16 protein-coding genes are annotated in these 19,893 nt (G+C 60.5%); 11 read left to right on the plus strand and 5 right to left on the minus strand.

What is annotated here, in order from left to right:
• Nucleotides 1-8: 8 nt before the first annotated feature.
• Together BGE01nite_RS22340 and BGE01nite_RS22345 are read right to left on the minus strand one after the other, a co-directional pair.
• The gene (locus BGE01nite_RS22340) at nt 9-266 is read right to left on the minus strand and encodes a hypothetical protein (protein ID WP_146853869.1); all 258 of its coding nucleotides are present in this window, start codon (nt 264-266) and stop codon (nt 9-11) included.
• A gap of 21 nt (nt 267-287) precedes the next feature.
• Nucleotides 288-875: a DUF1802 family protein gene (locus tag BGE01nite_RS22345; protein WP_170266979.1), complete on the minus strand. Its 588-nt coding sequence runs from the start codon at nt 873-875 to the stop codon at nt 288-290.
• A 212-nt stretch (nt 876-1,087) separates the two neighbouring features.
• On the opposite strand from BGE01nite_RS22345, the gene BGE01nite_RS22350 reads away from it, so the two are divergent.
• The gene (locus BGE01nite_RS22350) at nt 1,088-2,101 is read left to right on the plus strand and encodes a L,D-transpeptidase (protein ID WP_146853873.1); all 1,014 of its coding nucleotides are present in this window, start codon (nt 1,088-1,090) and stop codon (nt 2,099-2,101) included.
• Nucleotides 2,102-2,143: 42 nt separating this feature from the next.
• Here BGE01nite_RS22350 and BGE01nite_RS22355 read toward each other — a convergent pair whose 3' ends face one another.
• The 3 genes from BGE01nite_RS22355 to BGE01nite_RS22365 form a co-directional block, all read right to left on the minus strand.
• A complete protein-coding gene (locus tag BGE01nite_RS22355; protein ID WP_146853875.1) occupies nt 2,144-3,115 on the minus strand; it encodes a GDP-mannose 4,6-dehydratase in 972 nt (323 codons plus the stop codon).
• A 92-nt stretch (nt 3,116-3,207) separates the two neighbouring features.
• Nucleotides 3,208-4,152 (minus strand): TraB/GumN family protein, encoded by a 945-nt coding sequence (locus BGE01nite_RS22360; protein WP_170266980.1) that lies wholly within the window; start codon nt 4,150-4,152, stop codon nt 3,208-3,210.
• Between the two features lie 137 nt (nt 4,153-4,289).
• Complete coding sequence (locus tag BGE01nite_RS22365; RefSeq protein ID WP_170266981.1) at nt 4,290-5,159, minus strand: D-hexose-6-phosphate mutarotase; 870 nt, start codon at nt 5,157-5,159, stop codon at nt 4,290-4,292.
• Nucleotides 5,160-5,383: 224 nt separating this feature from the next.
• Here BGE01nite_RS22365 and BGE01nite_RS22370 point away from each other — a divergent pair, with 224 nt between their 5' ends.
• The 10 genes from BGE01nite_RS22370 to gltB all read left to right on the plus strand — a co-directional run bounded on the left by BGE01nite_RS22370 (nt 5,384) and on the right by gltB (nt 19,844).
• Nucleotides 5,384-7,264 (plus strand): potassium transporter Kup, encoded by a 1,881-nt coding sequence (locus tag BGE01nite_RS22370; protein WP_146853881.1) that lies wholly within the window; start codon nt 5,384-5,386, stop codon nt 7,262-7,264.
• Nucleotides 7,265-7,285: 21 nt separating this feature from the next.
• Nucleotides 7,286-8,017: a pseudouridine synthase gene (locus BGE01nite_RS22375; RefSeq protein WP_146853883.1), complete on the plus strand. Its 732-nt coding sequence runs from the start codon at nt 7,286-7,288 to the stop codon at nt 8,015-8,017.
• Between the two features lie 136 nt (nt 8,018-8,153).
• Complete coding sequence (locus BGE01nite_RS22380) at nt 8,154-8,609, plus strand: Fur family transcriptional regulator (RefSeq protein ID WP_218033068.1); 456 nt, start codon at nt 8,154-8,156, stop codon at nt 8,607-8,609.
• 53 nt (nt 8,610-8,662) lie between these two features.
• Complete coding sequence (gene sufC, locus BGE01nite_RS22385) at nt 8,663-9,415, plus strand: Fe-S cluster assembly ATPase SufC (protein ID WP_146853885.1); 753 nt, start codon at nt 8,663-8,665, stop codon at nt 9,413-9,415.
• A gap of 8 nt (nt 9,416-9,423) precedes the next feature.
• Entirely contained in the window at nt 9,424-9,942 is a 519-nt protein-coding gene (locus BGE01nite_RS22390) for a YcxB family protein (RefSeq protein ID WP_146853887.1), read from the plus strand.
• Between the two features lie 45 nt (nt 9,943-9,987).
• The gene (sufB, locus tag BGE01nite_RS22395; RefSeq protein WP_146853889.1) at nt 9,988-11,436 is read left to right on the plus strand and encodes a Fe-S cluster assembly protein SufB; all 1,449 of its coding nucleotides are present in this window, start codon (nt 9,988-9,990) and stop codon (nt 11,434-11,436) included.
• 313 nt (nt 11,437-11,749) lie between these two features.
• Nucleotides 11,750-13,108: a Fe-S cluster assembly protein SufD gene (gene sufD / locus BGE01nite_RS22400; RefSeq protein WP_146853891.1), complete on the plus strand. Its 1,359-nt coding sequence runs from the start codon at nt 11,750-11,752 to the stop codon at nt 13,106-13,108.
• 121 nt (nt 13,109-13,229) lie between these two features.
• A complete protein-coding gene (locus BGE01nite_RS22405) occupies nt 13,230-14,177 on the plus strand; it encodes an AEC family transporter (protein ID WP_170266982.1) in 948 nt (315 codons plus the stop codon).
• Nucleotides 14,178-14,221: 44 nt separating this feature from the next.
• On the plus strand, nt 14,222-14,860 hold the full coding sequence (locus tag BGE01nite_RS22410; RefSeq protein WP_146853895.1) for a GNAT family N-acetyltransferase: 639 nt from the start codon (nt 14,222-14,224) through the stop codon (nt 14,858-14,860).
• Nucleotides 14,861-15,242: 382 nt separating this feature from the next.
• Nucleotides 15,243-19,844 (plus strand): glutamate synthase large subunit, encoded by a 4,602-nt coding sequence (gltB, locus tag BGE01nite_RS22415; protein ID WP_146853897.1) that lies wholly within the window; start codon nt 15,243-15,245, stop codon nt 19,842-19,844.
• Nucleotides 19,845-19,893: the final 49 nt, after the last annotated feature.

Consider the following 19,893-nt stretch of genomic DNA (forward strand, 5'->3'; position numbering starts at 1 on the left):
TCCGGACTTTAGAGGAGAGCCACAACAAAACCACCGATCACTAAAAGTAACCACCAGAGCACGCCGCTATCGAGTTTGTCCAAAGCCCAGAAGTAGATCGAGGCCGCTGTGAAGCTGACCGCTCCCCAGATCAAAGCCGCCAGCACATTTTCCGTGCGGACCCAGGCAAACAGCAAGCTGACACCGCCATAGATCGCGGCACACATCAGCCCTTTCTGCGTGAGGTGGAAGATCTGAACGAGGGCGATGAGCTGGACCAATTTCACCGGCGCATCCTGATCAGCGAATTACGCCGCATCAAGGATCGAGTGCAGTTTGCCGGCCGTTTCAGCCCAGGCTTCATCCGTCAATGCCGGTGTCGCGTTCGCCAGAAGATCGAGACCTTCCGCCGGCAGATTCACCCAGGAGCGGCAGCCACCGTAGCTCTTTGAATAAGGGAAACTCCAGCGCTGCGGCAGCTTCCATGCGCGGACCAGCGCGATGTTCAGGCAGCTGTCGTCATCATAGACAAAGCGCTCCTTCACGATGTCCTCGTTCCAGATGTGGAGCGGTGCGAGAGCTTCCATCTTTGCCCAGTCGGTGACCTTCCACACCTGCTCCAGTGTCGCGAAGCCATCGATGTCCACGCTGGTGCGCTCTTCTTCTGGTGGGAAGGAGCGCTGCGCATTCTCCGGCACCCAGCGCAGCTTCTCACCCTGCGTGTGAAACCAGGTGGGGAAGAGGAAGAAGGCTTTGTGCTTCCATTCGAAACCGCCGCGTCCCTCATGAATGCCACCCTTGCGCAGGATCATCGTCTGCACGCCCTGCACGAGCGAGTCACAGACAAAGGACCATTCTTTAAAACCAACAGCGGAGGCGGGGGCGACGAGGGACATGATGTCTCTGGCGATACTCATGCACGCGGCCTGCGCAAGCGAAGTGGTCTGCTGAGTCCTGTGTGTAGAATGAAGGCGAACCGGCCTCTCACCTCCATCCGCCCAAAGACGGAGGCGCAAGAGCTTGGTGGGCATTGCGTTTTTCCAAAGAGACCGCAGTTTTCGTCGCTCCAAGACTCCGCCGCTCAATCACTCCAAACGTTCTTCTCCCCATGAAACGCTCACTTATCACCCTGCTCACCCTTTCGCTTTTGAACGGTGCCGCTCTGGCGGACACGATGGGCAAACCTTCCGCCCATACCCAGGGCACCCGCACGGGCAAGCCCAGCGGCCCGCTGTCTCCCGGTGAATACTGGTGGGCGCCGATGGTGTCTCCCTCCGGTCCCGTGACAGTGCTGGTCTCCATCCCGGAGCAGATGGTGCATGTGTATCGGAATGGCGTCCTGATCGGCCGCTCCACGGTCAGCACGGGGTCCAAGGGTCATGGCACACCTGCGGGTGTCTTCAGCATTTTGGAGAAGCGCCAGCGCCACTACTCTTCCACGTATAACAACGCGCCCATGCCGAACATGCAGCGCCTGACGTGGCAGGGCATCGCGCTGCATTCGGGTCAGATTCCTGGTTATCCCGCCAGCCATGGCTGCGTGCGCCTGCCTTTTGATTTCTCCAAACTGCTCTTCGAGGTCACGGACAAAGGCGGCACGGTGATCATTGGGAAGGACGTGAAGGCGCAGCCGCAGTTCGCCGCGAAGCCTGGCATCCTGCTCGCGCCCAAAGACTTCACCGCCGACATGCTGCGTCCTCTGGCTAACAATGATTACGACTGGCGTCCTGAGCGCGCCACGGAAGGTCCGGTGACCATCCTCGTCAGTGGTGCGGACCGTACCCTCTACGTCTATCGCAACGGCACTCCTATTGGCCGTGGTCCGATCGAGATCAACGGTGATGAACCTCTCGGCGGCCATGTCTTCACCATGCTGGAAGGCGAGGCCAAGAAGAAGAGCTTGTTCGCTCCCTTCCGTGCGGCTCGCAACTGGATGACCGTCGCCACCCAGAATCCGGAGGATTCGGCTGACTTTGATGATCTTGCCAAGCGAGTGCGTACGAACCCTGAGTTTGCCACGAAGATCTACGACCTCATCACGCCTGGCACGACCATTGTTGTCACGGATGAGACCGCGGTGCGCAACACGCCGCGCGACTTCACGATCATCGCGGCTCAGTAACCATCTTTGGACGTTGTCTCGTTCCTTGGATGGGCGAGACGATTACTGCACGACCACGCCCTGCCTCCGCATGGTGCGGAACCATTCGACATACTTCGGCACGCCTTGGGCGATCGTCGTGGTGGGCTTGAAGTTCAGCAGGCGGGTGGCTTTGGCCACATCGGCGGAGGTCAGGGGCACATCGCCGGGCTGGTCGGGGAGCTGGTTGATCTGCGCCTTGCGGCCCACGCTGAGCTCAATGGTGTTGATGAGGTCATTCAGCGTCACGGTCTGCGAGCCACCGAGGTTGAAGATATCGCAAATCGGGCCGCTGCTGTAGTTCAGCGCGCCGATGATGCCGTCCACGATATCACTGACGAAGGTGTAGTCACGCGCGGTGGTGCCATCACCATACTTTTCGATAGGCTTACCGTCCTCGATGAGGCGGGTGAATTTCGAGATGGCGAGGTCAGGGCGCTGGCGCGGGCCGTAGACGGTGAAGAAGCGCAGGCAGACCGTCTTGATGCCGTAGAGATGGCTGTAATTCGAGCACATCTGCTCGCCTGCCATCTTGGTCATGGCGTAGGGGCTGATGGTCTGCAGGATGGGGTCTTCCTCGCTGAAGGGGACTTTTTTGTTCACACCATAGACGGAGGAACTGCTGGCGAAGACGAAGTGCTTGCAACCCGTGAGACGGGCAGACTCGAGCAGGTTAAAAGTGCCCTTGATGTTCGTGTCGATGTAGAGCTCGGGCTGGGCGATGGAGGGGCGCACACCGGCGCGGGCGGCGAGATGGATCACGGCGTCGAACTTGCCTTTCTCAAACACGCTGCGGACAAAGGCGGGGTCTGTGAGGTCACCCTCGGCCACGGTCAGCGGACCGGTCATGGAGGCCACGTTGGCGCGCTTGATGGCCGGGTTGTAGTAGTCGTTGAAGCTGTCCAGGATCGTCACGTTCCCGGTCTCGGTGGCGAGGAGGCGTTCAACTGTGTGGGAGCCGATGAAGCCGGCGCCGCCGGTGACGAGGATGTTCATGAGAAAACGAGGGAAATGCGTGTGATTCGAGTACGCTCCCGCACGCTATGGAAATTTGCAACTGGGGATCGCCTCCCCTCTTCCAGGGATGATCAGGGCTTTCCAGGCACCAACTCGGGTGCTTCGGTCACATGTCTTACGCGGCAGCCGCGCTGGCGGAGGAGGGCGAGCACGCCATCAGTGTCACCGCCGAGGTGGCCGGCGCCGACGAGGAGCATGACGTTTTCACCCCGCTGCAGCATGGCATCTAGGCGATCAATCCAGGCATGGTTCCGGTCCGTGAGGAAGAGCTTCATGAGGTCGGGGTATTTCTCAGCCTCGCGGGTGAGCATGGCATGCAGGGCCGCGAGCTCGCCGTTTTTCCAGGCGGAGATCATCTTCTCAAACTCCTGGGAGACCGTGCTGACCTCTTCCAGCGTCTGGGCCAGCATCTCCTCCTGCATGGCCGGGGTGAGCTGGGTGAAGAGCTGGAGCTGAAGCTCCACCGTTTCGAGACCCTCGCCGGGTTTGCCATCGCGCTTGGCCATCGCCTCAAAGTGCTGGTCCGCGCCCTTGTCTGCCTTCGCGCCGAGGGCGGCGTATTCCGTGCTGGTGATGACCAGGGCGGCCAGCCACGGACGGAAGTTCCGCAGCCGAGACAGGGTCATGTTCCGGCGCTGAGCCCAGGCTTCGAACTGCTTCCAAAGCTCCGGCTTCACACTGGTCTCGAGGGATTCACCCGCGGGATACTGGCCCAGTTCCATGAGGCGGCTCTGGAACTCAGGAGCCTCACTGGCACCGGGTGGGAGCTCGAGAACAAGCTTGGATGAGTTCCGGTAGGCAATGCCATAACCCGCCGGGAGGGGATAGTCGCTCTCCCGCAGGATGTGGATGGTGCCGCAGAGGAAAAGCTTGCCGGGCTTTCCCTCACGATCCGCGATCCAGGTGCAGCCGCGCGCCGCCGACGTGGCTGTGGAGGCAGGTGTCTGGGACGCTGGGCGGCAGCCCAGGAGCAAGGCCAGCAGAGGAACCCACAGAAGGAGGCGAAAAGAGGTCACGCGGAGTCCAACCATCGGCGGACGGGGTGAGCAAAAGGTTTTTATACCACTGATAGACACTGATGAGCACTAATGACCAAGCATCAGAGGGCTTGGTCAGCATCAGTGAGTATTAGTGGTATAAACCGTCTGCCAACTCACCCAACGCTGACGGTGGTGACGATGACGTGCTCGGCACCGGGGGAGATGCGGACAGCGGACTCGTTGGCGTTGGCGGCTTCGACGCAGAGGAAGCCGTGGAAGGCTTCGTCGGGGAGGTCGCCGAGGCGCTTGGATTTCTCGATCCAGGGGTTCCAGACGACGGTAGTGCCGCTGCCGAGCTTGTCGACGATGAGCTTGCGGCCCCAGGCGGGGTCTTCGATGACCACACCGCCGGTGCTGACATACTGGCGGTCGACCTCGCGATCAAAGGTGACGGGGGCTTCCTCGCCATCGTGCGGCGTGTGCTGGCCGCCGACGGTATCGACGAACTTGGCACCGGTGAGGCCGCGGACGACGGTCTTGGAGATGTCTCCCACGCTGAGGTAGGTGTGCAGGGCTTCCGTGATGACGAAGGACTCGCGACCGGTGTTCTGGGTCATGAGGGAGACTTCAAGTTTCTCCCCCAGGCTGATGCCGAGATGGCAGGTGAAGTCATAGGGCCAGTGGGCGCGGCTTGCCTCCGTGCTCTTGAGCTGGAAGAGCATGGCCACATGGGTGTCTTTCACATCCACGCGCAGGAGTTCCCAATCCAGGATGCGGGCAATGCCGTGCATAGGCTTCGTGGAATCGGCCGGATGACCGCCGAACCAGGGCCAGCAGATGGGGATGCCGCCGCGGATGGCCTTGCCCCGCTCCAGCACGGCATCCGGGCTGAGGTACAGCACGGGATGGGCCTGGGATGTGGGCTGCCACTCCATGACGTGGGCGCCGTTCACGGCCACTTTGCCCGTCACCTTTGGATGACGGATGACATAGACGGGATAGTCCGAGGCATTTTCGAGGGTGACGCAGTCAGGGAGGTTCATAAGAGCGGAGTAGAGCAGCCGGGCGGCCAGGTGCAAGCCGACGGGCGTATCCTGGCATGAAACCTGTTGCGGCCTGTGAATGAACCTGACGAATCTTTTTGCCTGTTCAAATGCCATCTATTTCCCAGAGCCGTGACCAGACTGCCCCTTGCAAACCGGGTGCCCCCGGCTAAGCCACACCTCCCCTGAACTCACCAGGGTTCCGGGTCTCGCCCGGACTCCCCATGTCCGAACACAAATCCTCAAACAGTTGGTCCCTGGCGCTCGTGGCGCTAGGCGTGGTCTTTGGAGACATCGGCACCAGCCCTCTCTATGCGCTGCGCGAATGCCTGGCCCATGCGGGCTACAAGATGGGGGACGGCGTGGAGATGGTCTACGGGCCGATCTCGCTCATGTTCTGGTCGCTGACGATCATGGTGGCGGTGAAGTATCTGACCTTCCTGAGCAATGCGACGGCGCAGGGTGAGGGCGGGATGTTTGCCCTGCTGTCCCTTTTGCGGTCCAAGAAGCAGGCGCTGAATCCCCGGGCGCAGGCCTTTGTGGTGCTGGTGGTGCTCTTTGGCGCCTCGCTGCTGTATGGAGACGGCATGATCACTCCGGCGATCTCGGTTTTGTCCGCCGTGGAGGGCATGGAGCAGATCAGCCCGACTCTGCATCAATGGGTAGGCCCGATCGCCATCGTGATCCTGCTGGGGCTCTTCATGGTGCAGAAGCACGGCACGGCCAAGATCGGCGTGGCTTTTGGCCCCATCATGATTGTGTGGTTCCTGGCTCTGGGCGGGCTGGGGCTGTATCGTTTCCTGGAGCATCCGGAGGTTATTCAGGCGCTCTCGCCGCACTGGGGTATCAGTTATCTGGCGCATCATGGCTACAATGGCATCGTCATCATGGGCATGGTTCTCCTGTCCGTGACCGGCTGTGAGGCGCTGTATGCGGACATCGGTCACTTCGGCAAAAAGCCGCTCCAGCGGGCGTGGTTCATCGTGGTCTGGCCGGCGCTGATCCTGAACTACCTCGGCCAGGGCGCGCTGGTGATCAGCAATATCGACGGGGTGAAGCATCCCTTCTTCAAACTGGTGCCGGAGCCTCTGCTGGTGCCGATGATCATCCTGGCCACGGCGGCCACCATCATCGCCTCCCAGGCCATGATCACAGGTGTGTTCTCGCTGACCCAACAGGCGGTGCAGCTCGGTTATCTGCCGCGTCTGAAGATCATCCACACGAACCCGGAAGTGCGCGGCCAGATCTACATGCCGCAGGTGAATTTCCTCCTGATGGTGTGCTGCATCGCCCTGGTGATCGGCTTCAAGACCTCCAGCAATCTGGCCTCCGCTTACGGCCTCTCGGTGTCGATGGAGATGTTCCTGACGAGCATTCTCTTCTACTTTGTGTCCCGCCGCATCTGGGGCTGGGCTTTCTGGAAGGCCTTCCTGCCGGTGTCTGTCTTTGTCATCATTGAGGCCGGGTATGTCTCGGGCAGTCTGGTGAAGTTCAAGGACGGTGCCTGGTTCCCGCTGGTGGTGGCGGCCTGCATCTGGATCGTGATGAAGACCTGGACGGATGGACGCGCGGTGCTCTTCCAGGCCATGCAGCGCGGTCGTCTGCCGGTGCAGCATCTGGTGGAGGAGATCCAGAAGGACCGCATCATCCGCGTGCCGGGCACGGCGGTGTTCATGTCGGCCAGTGCCGATGGTCTCCCCCTCGCGCTGCTGCATCATCTGAAGCATAACAAAGCCCTGCACAAACAGGTGGTGCTGCTGACGGTGCGGTTCGAGGACACGCCCTATGTCTGTGATGTCTCACGGCATGAGGTGGAGACGCACTGCGAGGAGTTTTTCCGCGTGATCCTGCGCTATGGCTTTGCCGAATCTCCGGAGGTGTTTGATGACCTGATCCAGGCGCTCCAAGATCGCACGAAGATCAAGAAAGCGGGCATCACCTTCTACCAAAGCCGTGAGATCCTGCTGACGAATGGCCCCGGCAAGATGGCCCGCTGGCGGAAGCGCCTCTACGTGACCCTGAGCCGACTTTCCCGCCCTGCCACCGGCTACTTTGACCTGCCACCGCGGCAGGTGTGCGAGCTGGGGATCCAGCTCGAGGTTTAACCTGGAGAGAAAGCGCCCGCCATGGCCCGAACCGGACTCGCACGTGCTCTTTCCAAGCTCGGCTTCTGCTCACGCAGCCAGGCCGCGGTGATGATCCAGTCTGGGAAGGTGAGTCTGAATGGCCGGGTGTGCCGGGATCCCGAAAAACCAGTGCTGCTGGAGCAGGACAAGATCGTCGTCGAAGGACAGTCCGTGAAGGCGCCAGAGCATCGCTACCTGATGCTGAACAAGCCGCGAGGTCTGGTGACCACGGCCAGTGATGAGCAGGGCAGGGACACCGTCTTTTCCTGCTTTGAGGGGGCTTCCCTGCCACACCTCGGCCCGGTGGGCCGGCTGGACAAAGCCAGCGAGGGCCTGCTGCTCTTCACCAACGACACGGTCTGGGCCAACCAGATCACCGATCCGGCCACTCATCTGCCGAAGACTTATCACGTCCAGGTTAGTGGCTTGGTGGATGAGGCTTTGCTCGCCCGACTCAAAGCTGGAGTTGTGGACCAGGGGGAACGGCTGGAGCTGCGCGCCATCCAAATTTTGCGCCAGGGAGAGAAGAACACCTGGCTGGAGATCACCCTGGATGAGGGCAAGAACCGCCACATCCGCCGGGTCATGGAGGTGCATGGTCTGGAGGTCCTGAGGCTCTTCCGGGTGTCCATCGGCAGTTTGGAACTGGGAAATCTGGCTAAAGGGAGCTGGCGACACCTCACCCCGACCGAGATTCAGGCTCTGGGCAGTTCCGGAGACTCAAAGCGTTGATTTTCAACGTTAAGAAGACTTATTACTGAGGGATTAGGGACAAAAAATGTCCCTTCTAGCGCATCCGTCGCTTGATTCAGGGGCGTTTTGATCCATGAACACTTTAGAATCATTCCAATTCTAATTCTAAACCCCTATGCCATCTCTACCCTCACGTGCTTCCGCTTCTGCCTCCGGTCTGGAGTGCCGGATGGCCTTGCTCGGTGCTGATGTCCGGCTGACCCCTCATCGGCGGGAGGTTTTTGAAGTGCTGCAGGGCTCCACGGATCACCCCACGGCCACAGACATTTTTACCCGCGTGAAGGACCGCTCTCCCAGCATCTCGCTGGCGACCGTCTACAACTGCCTGGAGCACCTGAGCAGCGCCGGCTTGATCAAGCAGGTGCATCTCGAGCGCGGCCAGTCCCGCTACTGCGCGAATCTGCACGAGCACGTGCACTTCCACTGCGAGACCTGCGGCAAGGTGACCGATGCGCACCCCGCCGCTGGCTTTGACCCGGCCAAGTTCTGGAACCTGCCTGCGGGAACCAAAATCACCCGCACCGAGCTCGCCATCCACGGCACCTGCGCCAGCTGCGCCACCAAAGGCTGAGCCAATCCCCCACTGAGAACCGCGAACAGCGAACCGAAAAACTTTCCCCCTACATGTCCCTCGAAATTAAAAACCTCCACGCCCAGATCCCCGGCCGCGAAATCCTCAAAGGCCTGAACCTCACGATCAACCCCGGTGAAGTCCACGCGATCATGGGCCCGAACGGCTCCGGCAAAAGCACGCTGAGCAAGGTGCTCTGCGGCCACGAAGACTATGAAGTCACAAGCGGCGAGGTGCTGCTGGATGGTGAGAACATCCTGGAGATGGCGGTGGATGCGCGCAGCCGCGCCGGTCTCTTCCTGGCCTTCCAGTATCCGCATGAGATCCCGGGCGTGAGCAATGCGAACTTCCTCCGCGCCGCTTTGAAGGCCCGCCTGCCAAAGGGTGAGGACATCGACGCGGTGAAGTTTTACAAGACCATGTATGCCCGCATGGATGCGCTGGAGATGGACCGCAGTTTCACCTCTCGTAGCGTGAATGAAGGCTTCTCCGGTGGTGAGAAGAAGCGCAACGAGATCCTCCAGCTCATGATGCTGGAGCCGAAGTATGCCATCCTCGACGAGACCGACTCCGGCCTCGACATCGATGCGCTGAAAATCGTCTCCCGTGGTGTGAACGCCATGCGCAGCGAGAACCGCGGCTTCCTGGTCATCACCCACTACCAGCGCCTGCTGAACTACATCCAGCCCGACATCGTCCACGTCCTCAAAGACGGCCGCATCGTCAAGACCGGCGGCAAGGAGCTCTCCCTGGAGCTCGAGGAACGCGGCTACGACTGGGTCACCGAGGAGGCGGTGGCCGCCTAACCAACAACATGAGCGAGGAGATCACAGCTTCAATGACCTTTAGCGCCGAGGGCCTGATGCCCGGCTTGCGCTGGCACAATCATCGGTTTAACCGAGGATTGAAAGTCAGTGCTGCGATTGGCTTGGTGATGTTTGTGCTGTTCTTGCTTGTGCCTAAGGACAATGTGAATTTGCCGTTGGGCCCGTCGCCCGTGTGGGTCGCGCTGGTGCCCTTGGCGCTAGTGCTGTTGATGAGTTGGGCGATACGTTCTGGGTTTGAACGCTCCGTCAAAAGCTCTTCAGCAAATGGCAAAACGGTTAGCTACGTCATTCATCCAGATGGAGTGAAGGTGAACCTGCCTGACAGCAATGCCGAGAATGGATGGAGCCACTTCGTGCGGAGTGTGATCACTCCCGAGGGAGTGCTGCTCTATCCACAACAGCTCGCCTTCCATTGGCTGCCCAAGACTGCCTTCACCTCCGAAGCCGACTACACCCGCTTCGTCGAACTCGTCACCGCCAAGACCAAGCATAGCAAGCTCGGCTGACACCCTTTCAAACCTGAAACTTTAAACCTTTAACTTTCCACTTTTATGGTCTCTGCCCCTGAAACCCACGACCTTCCACATCCTTCGGAAGCGTCTGACATCTCCGACATCCGCGTGGATAGCGTCGGTGACTTTACTTTCCCGGAGCGCAACAAGTTCGATTCCGGTTTCGGCATCACCTCCAAGACGGTTGATTACATCGCCGACGTCAAAGGTGATCCGGATTGGATCCGCGAGTTCCGTCACAAGGCGCTCAAGATCTTCCAGGACAAGCCCATGCCCACGCACTGGGCCACGAAGGATCTGGAGAACATCAAGTTCGACGAGTTCCGCTACTACCTGAGCGACGGCCAGAAGCCGAAGCGCTCCTGGGATGATGTGCCCGAGGACGTGAAGAAAACCTTCGACCGTCTCGGCATTCCTGAGCAGGAGCGCAAGTTCCTCGCCGGGGTGGAGGCGCAGTATGACTCCGAGGCTGCTTACTCCAACATCAAGGCCGCGGTTTCCGAGCAGGGTGTGATCTTCGTGAACAGCACGGAAGGCCTGCACAAGCATCCGGAAATTTTCCGTAAGTGGTTCGGCAAAGTCATCCCCACGGGTGACAACAAATTCTCCGCGCTGAACAGCGCGGTGTTCTCCGGCGGTTCCTTCATCTACGTGCCTCCGGGCGTGAAGGTGAGCCATCCCCTGCAGGCTTATTTCCGCATCAACAGCGAGCAGTTCGGCCAGTTCGAGCGCACGCTCATCATCGCCGATGAAGGCTCGGAAGTGATGTACATGGAAGGCTGTACCGCGCCGAAGTTTGAAACCTCCACGCTGCACAGCGCCGTGGTGGAGCTCGTCGCCATGAAGGGCGCGAAGATCCAGTATGTGACCGTGCAGAACTGGAGCAGCAATGTCTTCAACCTCGTGACCAAGCGCGGCATCGCGCATGAGGACGCCGTGGTGAAGTGGATCGACTGCAACATCGGCAGCCGTCTGACGATGAAATACCCAGGCGTCATCATGAAGGGCAAGCGCGCCCGTGGTGAAGTCATCAGCATCGCTCTCGCGAACAGCGGCCAGCATCAGGACACTGGCGCGAAGATGGTGCATGCCGCTGACGACACGACGAGCAACGTCATCAGCAAGTCCATCTCCATCGGCGAAGGCCGCAGCACCTATCGTGGCCTCGTCCACATTCCGAAGCACCTCAAAGGCTGCAAAAACAACACCGAGTGTGACGCGCTGCTCATCAACAGCAACAGCCATACCGACACCTACCCGGCCATCAGTGTGCGTGGCAATCAGCACAGCACGCAGCACGAGGCCAGCGTCAGCCAGGTGAGTTCCGACCAGATCTTCTACCTCATGCAGCGCGGCCTCAGCGAAGCCGAAGCGATGAGCCTCTCCGTGAACGGCTTCATCAACGACCTCGCCAAGGAATTCCCCATGGAATACAGCGTCGAGTTGAAGCGCCTCATCGATCTCGAAATGGAAGGCAGCGTCGGCTGACCCAAAACGCAAACAACCTTACCACTGTGGAACCAAAAAACTATTTCGAGGTCGATGTCTCAATTGGAGAACAGGGAGACGTGGCGACCTTCTATGAAGGGGAGAGCGGGCTTTTTGATTTGTTATATGGATGGATGGCATACACCTCCGGAATGCATAGCTCGCTCCAGGCAGCACTAGATGACTTTGAGGAACATTTGAAAACGCGACACCCTGATAAGCAGATATTGATTGGCAATCCGACTGTCATCTCAAAGGAGAAGGCCAAGTCAAATAGTCCACGACTCAGAGCACCCTGAAGAAACGAATAGCAATGTCTGCCGCCCTTGTTCCCGCCTCTAAAAATACCTCCCTTCCTGTGTCTCAAGACTCCGACTCTTCCGCCTCCACTGGTCTCCTCACCATCGCTCCTGCCCGTGAAGAATCCGCCGCCCCCGGCTGGTTCCATGCCCGCAGTGAGGCGGCGTGGGCTGAGTTCCAGAACCTGCCGCTGCCGGGCTTGAAGGATGAGAACTGGCGCTACTCCAGCGCGAAGAAGATCGAGCTTGCCGATCATTCCCCTGCGGCCGCCCCATCGTCGGCGAGCATCCAGGCGGCGCTGGCTGCCACGGAAGGCCTGAAGGAGCGCACGGCGCGCTTTGTGTTTGTGAATGACACGCTCGTTGAGTCTGACACCACCGGCCTGCCTGCAGGTTTGGTGTGTGTGGGCTTCGCAGAAGCCCTGACGACGCATGCGGACGTGCTTCAGCAGCACTTCATGAAGGGTGAGCAGTCACTCGGCTCCGGCAAGTTTGCCGCGCTGCATCTGGCACATGTGAAAGCGGGCACCGTCATCATCGTGCCGAAGAATGTGGTGATCGAGAAGCCTATTGAAGTCTTCCATTGGGTGGTGGGCGATCATGCCGCCATCTTCCCGCACACGCTTGTGGTCACAGGTGACAACGCGCAGGTCAGCGTGGTGGATCATTACCGCAGTCTCGAAGGTGAAGGCGGTCTCAGCATCGCCATCGCGGATCTCGTGGGTGGCAGCGGCAGCAAGATCACTTATGCGGCTTGTCAGGAACTGGCGGATGATGCGCAGGCCCTGCATCTCTCCAGCATCACGGCCGGCCGCGATGCCAGCGTGAAGAGCTTCCAGGTGCAACTGGGTGCTGCCTTCAGCCGCAGTGAGAGCGTGAGCGATCTGGTGGGCCAGGGTGCCCGCAGTGACATGCTCAGCGTCTCCATGCCGATCGGCGAACAAATTGTGGATCAGCGTACCCTGCAGCGTCACAAGGCTCCGCATGCGACGAGCGACCTGCTTTACAAAAACGCCCTCTACGGCACCTCGCGCAGCATTTTCAGCGGTCTCATCATTGTGGATGAAGGCGCGCACTACACGGACGCTTACCAGACCTGCCGCAACCTGCTGAACAGCAACGAGGCCGAGGCCACCAGCCTCCCCGGTCTGGAGATCAATGCCGACCAGGTGAAGTGCAGCCATGGTGCCACCAGCGGCCCGATCCCTGACGAGGAGCTTTTCTACCTCAAGGCGCGCGGCATTTCCGATGGTGAAAGCCGCAAGCTGATCATCGAAGGCTTCCTCTCGGACGTCATCGAGCGCTTCGGCAACAGCGAGGTGCTGGACACCCTGGTGGCCCGCATCGACGAGAAGCTCGAGCGCGCGGTCTAAGGCTGGAATGCAGGCTCTTTAAGTGTGCCGGAGAGCATTCCGGCACACCAGAGCGTGAACAAGTCGTTTAGACCTGCTTGCGCCGAACCGAGGGCATGCCACGATGCACGCCCCACCCTTCATGCCCGGACTCGATTTCGCCAGCATCCTCACCGTCGTCCTCCCCGTGTACCTCACGATGGCGGCGGGTTTCACGATGCGGAAAATGGAGTTGCTGACGGCGGAGGTGGATGCCGGGGTCATGCGCCTATGCGTGATGCTGCTGACTCCCTGCCTGATCCTGGACCGTGTGGTGGGGAATGAATCCGTGATGAAGCCGCTGCCGGTGCTGGTGGCGGCCGGGCTGGGCTTCTCACTTGTCACGCTCGGCATCGCGGTGGCCTACTTCGCGGCGCCGATGATCGGCCTGCGGAAGAATGAGGGGCGGCGCAGCTTCGCGGTCTCCACTGGGCTGCAAAACTACGGCTTCGTGGCCATCCCCATCGTCACGGCACTGTTTCCAGACAAGGGCACCATGGGCGTGCTTTTCACCTTCACGCTGGGCGTGGAGATCGCCTGCTGGACGTCCGGCGTGGGGCTGCTCACGGGGCTGGGCAAGGCACCGTGGAAGCTGGCGCTGAATCCGCCGGTGCTCACGATCCTCTTCTCTCTGCTGCTGAATTTCACCGGTCTGCATGTGTATGTGCCTGAGGTGGCGCGCCGGACTTTCACCATGGTCGGTGCCTGCGCCGTGCCGCTGGCGGTGATCATCATCGGCGCTTCGATTGCGGACATCTGGGGCCAGGAGCGCATGCGCTGGTCCGTGGCAGTGCTTTCGCCCGTGCTGCGGCTGCTCGTCATCCCGATCGCCTTTTTCGGCTGCGCGTTCTTCCTGCCGGTGTCCCTGGAGCTGAAGCGCATTCTCGTCATCCAGGGGGCCATGCCGAGCGCCGTGTTCAGCATCATGATCGCCCGGCACTATGGCGGCCATGCACCCACGGCGGTGCAGTGCGTGCTTTCCACCACTCTGGTCAGCATGGTCACCTCGCCCATCGTCATTGCCTGGGCCATGCAGGCTCTTCATCTATGATGGATCTCTGATCCTCCCACTCCATTCTTTTCTCCTAACCAACCATGTTTCACGACGACAACGAAGACCAGGAGCTCGCTCCTCTTTCTCCGCTGATGGAGGCCATCATGCCGAAGCTGGCTGCCTGCCGCATCCGCGAGTATGGACCCGAAGACCTCGAGGCCTGCATTGAGATCCACCGCTCCAATGAGCCGGACTTCGTCTCGCCGGACAACCTGGACAGCTTCGTGGAGTTTCTCCAGGCCGGCACCTCCTACCTGCTTGTCATCGAGCACGGCGGCGATGTGATCGGCTGCGGCGGCCTGGAACTCGTGGGTGATTCCGATACCGCCGCGCTCATGCACGGCATGATTCACCGCGAATACCACCGCCGTGGTTTCGGCACCACCCTGCTGGCCGCGCGCATCGCCCTGCTGGAGACGGATGAGCGCCCGCTCGAGGTCTGGCTGCGTGCCAGCCCGGCGGCCGCCGGATTTTACGACCGTTTCGGCTTCCACCTGGAGCGTGTGGACCTCAATCGCCCCAACCGCCGCCGCGATCACGGTGCCTTCAGCCTTCAAATCGAGCCGCAGGACATCCTCGACGTCCGTGATGCCCTCGAAGAGCGCGAGATCCGCATCGAGCTGGATGATCAAGAGGAGGAAGACGAAGAGGAGATGGGGGAAGAGGACGAGCGGGAGTGAGCCAAGTGTGGGGGGGCGCGGGCCGTGGGGACGCGAGTGTTGAGTGAAGCGAATCCGTCCGCTCGGGCGGAATCCGGCACGTCTAGGTGGGCTCAGGGGCTCCTTCCCCCGTCCTGAAAAATTTTCACCCACCTCTCATCCGGTTCTTCCGGCCCCAAAACTGACCCTTGTCGGGGACGAAATCGTCACCGGACGGGGGGACTTTTTTCGAGGGGGAGAGGCGTTTTCCTGGGAAGTGTCAGGTTGGGCATTGTTCCTGCTAAAGCCCTCTTTTACTACCCAACCCTCTCATTGTGAATAACTGCCCCGCACGAACCCGCCTCACTCCCGGACTTGCATAGTCCCGTCAAAGTGGCTAAATGCGGCCCCCTTTTGCACTAAAATGACCTCCCCAGGACTACCCCCCAACGGTCTTCCGCCCGCCCAGGGCCTCTATGATCCACGCCATGAGCATGATGCGTGCGGTGTCGGCTTTGTCTGCCATATGAAGGGCAAGAAATCGCACTCCATCGTCGCGAATGCGCTGCAGATTCTGGAAAATTTGGACCATCGTGGTGCCTGTGTAGAAGAAAACACCGGTGACGGTGCCGGCATTTTGATGCAGAAGCCGCACACCTTCCTCATGAAGGCTGCCAAGGCAGCTGGTTTTGAGCTTCCAGAGGCCGGTCAGTACGGCGTGGCGAACGTGTTCACCACCCGTGGCGGTGACTCCTGGGCCAAGACCCAGGAAACCTTCGCCAAAGTGGCGGCGGAAGAAGGCATGCCGGTCATCGGCTGGCGCGAACTCCCCGTCAATAACTCCACCCTTGGCAAGTCGGCGAAGGCCAGCGAGCCGCTGGTGCGCCAGGTCTTTGTGAGGCGCCATGCTTCCTGCAAGACCGACATCGAATTTGAGCGGAAGCTGTATGTGCTGCGCAAGGTGGCGCACACCGCCATCCGCGTTGGCAAGATCGACACCTCCTGGTATGCGCCGAGCATGAGCTGCCGCACCCTGGTGTACAAGGGCATGCTCACACCGATCCAGGTGGGCGAGTATTTCCTCGATCTTCAGGACGAGTCCATGGAGTCCGCGCTGGCCCTGGTGCACAGCCGCTTCTCCACGAACACCTTCCCGAACTGGGAGCGTTCCCACCCGTATCGCTACATCGCCCATAACGGCGAGATCAACACCCTGCGTGGCAACATCAACTGGATGCTCGCCCGTCAGTCCCTGTTTGCCTCCGAGCTGTTTGGTGACGACATCCACAAGATCAAGCCGGTGATCAACATCGACGGCTCTGACTCCACCATCTTTGACAACTGCCTCGAACTCCTCGTGCTCAGCGGCCGCAGCCTGCCGCACGCCATGATGATGATGATTCCTGAGCCGTGGAGCGGCCATGAGTCCATGAGCGAGGCGAAGAAGTCCTTCTACGAATACCACTCCTGCCTCATGGAGCCCTGGGACGGTCCTGCGTCCGTGGCCTTCACGGATGGAACGATGATGGGCGCCACGCTGGACCGCAATGGTCTGCGTCCGAGCCGCTACTACGTGACGCATGATGACCTCGTGATCATGGGCTCCGAGGCTGGCGTGCTGCCGGTGGATCCTGCAAATGTGAAGCTGAAGGGCCGTCTGCAGCCTGGCAAAATGTTCATCGTGAACATGGAAGAAGGCCGCATCGTCCCTGACGATGAGATCAAGGAGAAGATCGCCGCTGAGAAGCCCTACCGTGAGTGGCTGGACAAGCACCTCGTGAAGCTGGCTGACATCGCCGATGGTGCTCCCGCGCCTCTGCCTGACCATGAGACCATGCTGAAGCGTCAGCAGGCTTTTGGTTATACCTGGGAAGACCTCCGCCTCCTCATGGTGCCGATGGCTCGTGACGGTGTGGAAGCCATTGGCTCCATGGGCACGGACATCCCGATCGCCGTGCTCTCCAGCAAGGCCAAGCTCCTTTACGACTACTTCAAGCAGCTCTTCGCGCAGGTGACGAACCCGCCGATCGACTGTATCCGCGAGGAGATCGTGACCTCCCCGGTGACCACCATCGGCCGCGAGGGCAACCTGCTGGATCCGAAGCCAGAAAGCTGCCACCTGATCGAGCTGAAGACCCCCATCCTTAGCAACGAGGAACTGGCGAAGCTCAAGGCCATCGCGAGCGGCCAGTTTGCCTCCGCCACGCTTGACATCACGTTTGATCCTGCGAAGGGCGCTGAAGGTCTGGAATCTGCCATGGACGCGCTTTGCGCCCAGGCGGACGACCTGATCAAGCAGGGCCGCAACATCCTGATCCTCACCGACCGCGCCATCAGTGCAACAAAGGCTCCGATCCCGGCGCTGCTCGCTGTGGGTGGCCTGCACCATCACCTGATCAAGAAGGGCACGCGCACCATGTGTGACATCGTGCTGGAGTCCGGTGAACCGCGCGAAGTGCACCACTTCTGCACGCTGATCGGCTTCGGCTGCGGCGCCATCAATCCTTACCTCGCCTTTGAAACACTGGACGACATGATCCGCCAGGGTCTGCTCGTAAACGTGGACCACAAGAAGGCGGTTTATAACTTCATCAAGGCCGCCACCAAGGGCGTGATCAAGGTCGCCTCGAAGATCGGCATCAGCACGATGCAGAGCTACCGCGGCGCGCAGATCTTTGAAGCCGTGGGTCTCAGCAAGAGCGTGGTGGACAAGTACTTCACCTGGACCGCCACACGCGTGGAAGGCAGTGACATCAAGATCATCGCCGAGGAGTGCATTCAGCGCCATCAGCGCGGGTTCCCGGACCGTGACTCGCAGGTGCATGCGCTCGATGTGGGCGGTGACTACCAGTGGCGTAAAGAAGGTGAGGCTCACCTCTTCAACCCGCTGACCATTCACACGCTGCAGAAGGCCGTGCGCACCGGCAGCTATGACACCTTTAAGAACTACACCGCGCTGGTGAACACGCAGGTGAGGCAGTTCTACACCCTGCGCGGTCTGCTGGACTTCAAGGCCCAGACTCCCGTGCCGATCGAAGAGGTCGAAACCGTCGAGCAGATCATGAAGCGCTTCAAGACAGGCGCCATGAGCTACGGCTCCATCTCCAGTGAGGCGCATGAGGCGCTGGCCATCGCCATGAACCGCATCGGTGGCAAGTCGAACACCGGTGAAGGTGGTGAAGACCCTGCGCGCTACACCTGGACTAACGAAAAAGGTGACTCGAAGAACTCCGCCATCAAGCAGGTGGCCTCGGGCCGCTTCGGTGTGACCAGCCTCTACCTTTCCCAGGCCAAGGAAATCCAGATCAAGATGGCCCAGGGCGCGAAGCCCGGTGAAGGCGGCCAGCTCCCTGGCTCCAAGGTGTATCCCTGGATCGCGAAGGTGCGTGGTTCCACTCCAGGCGTGGGCTTGATCTCCCCGCCTCCGCACCATGACATCTACTCCATCGAGGACCTTGCCCAGCTCATCCACGACTTGAAGAATGCGAACCGCGAGGCTCGCATCAGCGTGAAGCTCGTCTCGGAAGTCGGCGTCGGCACCATCGCCGCCGGTGTGGCCAAGGCCCACTCGGACGTGGTGCTCATCTCCGGTTATGATGGTGGCACGGGCGCCTCCCCGCAGACCAGCGTGAAGCACGCCGGCCTGCCCTGGGAACTCGGCCTTGCTGAAACTCACCAGACCCTGCTTCTGAACAACCTGCGCTCGAAGATCGTCGTCGAGGCAGATGGTCAGATGAAGACTGGCCGCGATGTCATCGTCGCCGCGCTGCTCGGTGCGGAAGAGTTCGGTTTCGCCACCGCTCCGCTCGTGACCCTGGGCTGCATCATGATGCGCGTCTGCCATCTGAACACCTGCCCGGTCGGTGTGGCCACACAGAACCCTGAGCTTCGCGCGAAGTTCAGCGGTGATCCAGAGCACGCTGCCAACTTCATGCGCTTCATCGCGCAGGAAGTGCGTGAGCTCATGGCTGAGCTCGGCTTCCGCAAGATCGAGGACATGGTGGGCCGCACGGACGTGCTGGAAGCCCGCCAGGCTGTCGATCATTGGAAAGCCCGCGGCATTGATCTCTCCAAGCTGCTTTACAGCCCGCCTGTGGGTCCTGAAGTCGGTCGCTTCTGCACCGAAAAGCAGGATCACGGCATCGCCAAGAGCATGGACATCACCAAGCTGCTGGACCTCTGCAAGCCTGCCATTGAGAAGGGTGAGAAGGTCAAGGCCACGCTGCCGATCCGCAACGTGAACCGCACCGTCGGCACCATCCTCGGCAACGAGATCACCAAGCGTCACTGGCAGGGTCTGCCGGATGACACCGTGCATCTGCACTTCAACGGCACCGCCGGTCAGAGCTTCGGCGCCTTCATTCCGAAAGGCGTGACGCTCGAGATCGAAGGTGACGCGAACGACTATGTCGGCAAGGGCATGAGCGGCGGACGCATCATCGTTTATCCGCCCGCAGGCTCCACCTTCGTTGCGGAAGAAAACATCATTGCCGGCAACACCGCTCTCTACGGCGCGACCGCTGGCGAACTCTTCCTGCGCGGTGTCGCCGGTGAGCGCTTCGCGGTGCGTAACAGCGGTGTGGACACGGTCGTCGAAGGCGTGGGTGACCACGGCTGCGAATACATGACCGGTGGCCGCGTCGTGGTGCTGGGCACCACGGGCCGTAACTTCGCAGCGGGCATGAGCGGCGGTATCGCCTACGTGCTCGATGAGAAGGGTGACTTCGCCACACGCTGCAACGTGAGCATGGTGGACCTCCTGAAGGTCGAGGACAAAGAGGAGATCGACAGCCTCTATGAACTCATCAAGAAACACGCCGATCTGACGAAGAGCCAGAAAGCCTTCAAGGTGCTTGCACTTTGGGAGCAGACCGTGCCGCAGTTCGTCAAGGTACTGCCACGTGACTATGCCCGCGTGCTGAAGGCGCTGAAGAAAGCCCAGGACGATGGTCTCACGGGTGACGATGCGCTCATCGCCGCCTTTGAGTCTAACTCCAAGGACGTCGCCCGCGTCGGCGGGGGCTAAGAAGCCGCCTGGCGCGGGGTGTCCGGTGTCCCTCACCGCCCCCGCGTGT

This window comes from Prosthecobacter gellanilyticus, from assembly GCF_007992435.1.
Lineage (GTDB): Bacteria > Verrucomicrobiota > Verrucomicrobiia > Verrucomicrobiales > Verrucomicrobiaceae > Prosthecobacter > Prosthecobacter gellanilyticus.

Excerpts from the sequence above, each read along its gene's own strand:
- sufC (WP_146853885.1), top strand. The coding sequence starts at position 8,663 with ATGTCCCTCGAAATTAAAAACCTCCACGCCCAGATCCCCGGCCGCGAA.
- BGE01nite_RS22345 (WP_170266979.1), bottom strand. The coding sequence starts at position 875 with ATGTCCCTCGTCGCCCCCGCCTCCGCTGTTGGTTTTAAAGAATGGTCC.
- BGE01nite_RS22355 (WP_146853875.1), bottom strand. The coding sequence starts at position 3,115 with ATGAACATCCTCGTCACCGGCGGCGCCGGCTTCATCGGCTCCCACACA.
- BGE01nite_RS22405 (WP_170266982.1), top strand. The coding sequence starts at position 13,230 with ATGCCCGGACTCGATTTCGCCAGCATCCTCACCGTCGTCCTCCCCGTG.
- BGE01nite_RS22365 (WP_170266981.1), bottom strand. The coding sequence starts at position 5,159 with ATGAACCTCCCTGACTGCGTCACCCTCGAAAATGCCTCGGACTATCCC.
- BGE01nite_RS22390 (WP_146853887.1), top strand. The coding sequence starts at position 9,424 with ATGAGCGAGGAGATCACAGCTTCAATGACCTTTAGCGCCGAGGGCCTG.
- sufD (WP_146853891.1), top strand. The coding sequence starts at position 11,750 with ATGTCTGCCGCCCTTGTTCCCGCCTCTAAAAATACCTCCCTTCCTGTG.
- BGE01nite_RS22380 (WP_218033068.1), top strand. The coding sequence starts at position 8,154 with ATGCCATCTCTACCCTCACGTGCTTCCGCTTCTGCCTCCGGTCTGGAG.
- BGE01nite_RS22375 (WP_146853883.1), top strand. The coding sequence starts at position 7,286 with ATGGCCCGAACCGGACTCGCACGTGCTCTTTCCAAGCTCGGCTTCTGC.
- BGE01nite_RS22350 (WP_146853873.1), top strand. The coding sequence starts at position 1,088 with ATGAAACGCTCACTTATCACCCTGCTCACCCTTTCGCTTTTGAACGGT.
- gltB (WP_146853897.1), top strand. The coding sequence starts at position 15,243 with ATGACCTCCCCAGGACTACCCCCCAACGGTCTTCCGCCCGCCCAGGGC.
- BGE01nite_RS22410 (WP_146853895.1), top strand. The coding sequence starts at position 14,222 with ATGTTTCACGACGACAACGAAGACCAGGAGCTCGCTCCTCTTTCTCCG.
- BGE01nite_RS22370 (WP_146853881.1), top strand. The coding sequence starts at position 5,384 with ATGTCCGAACACAAATCCTCAAACAGTTGGTCCCTGGCGCTCGTGGCG.
- sufB (WP_146853889.1), top strand. The coding sequence starts at position 9,988 with ATGGTCTCTGCCCCTGAAACCCACGACCTTCCACATCCTTCGGAAGCG.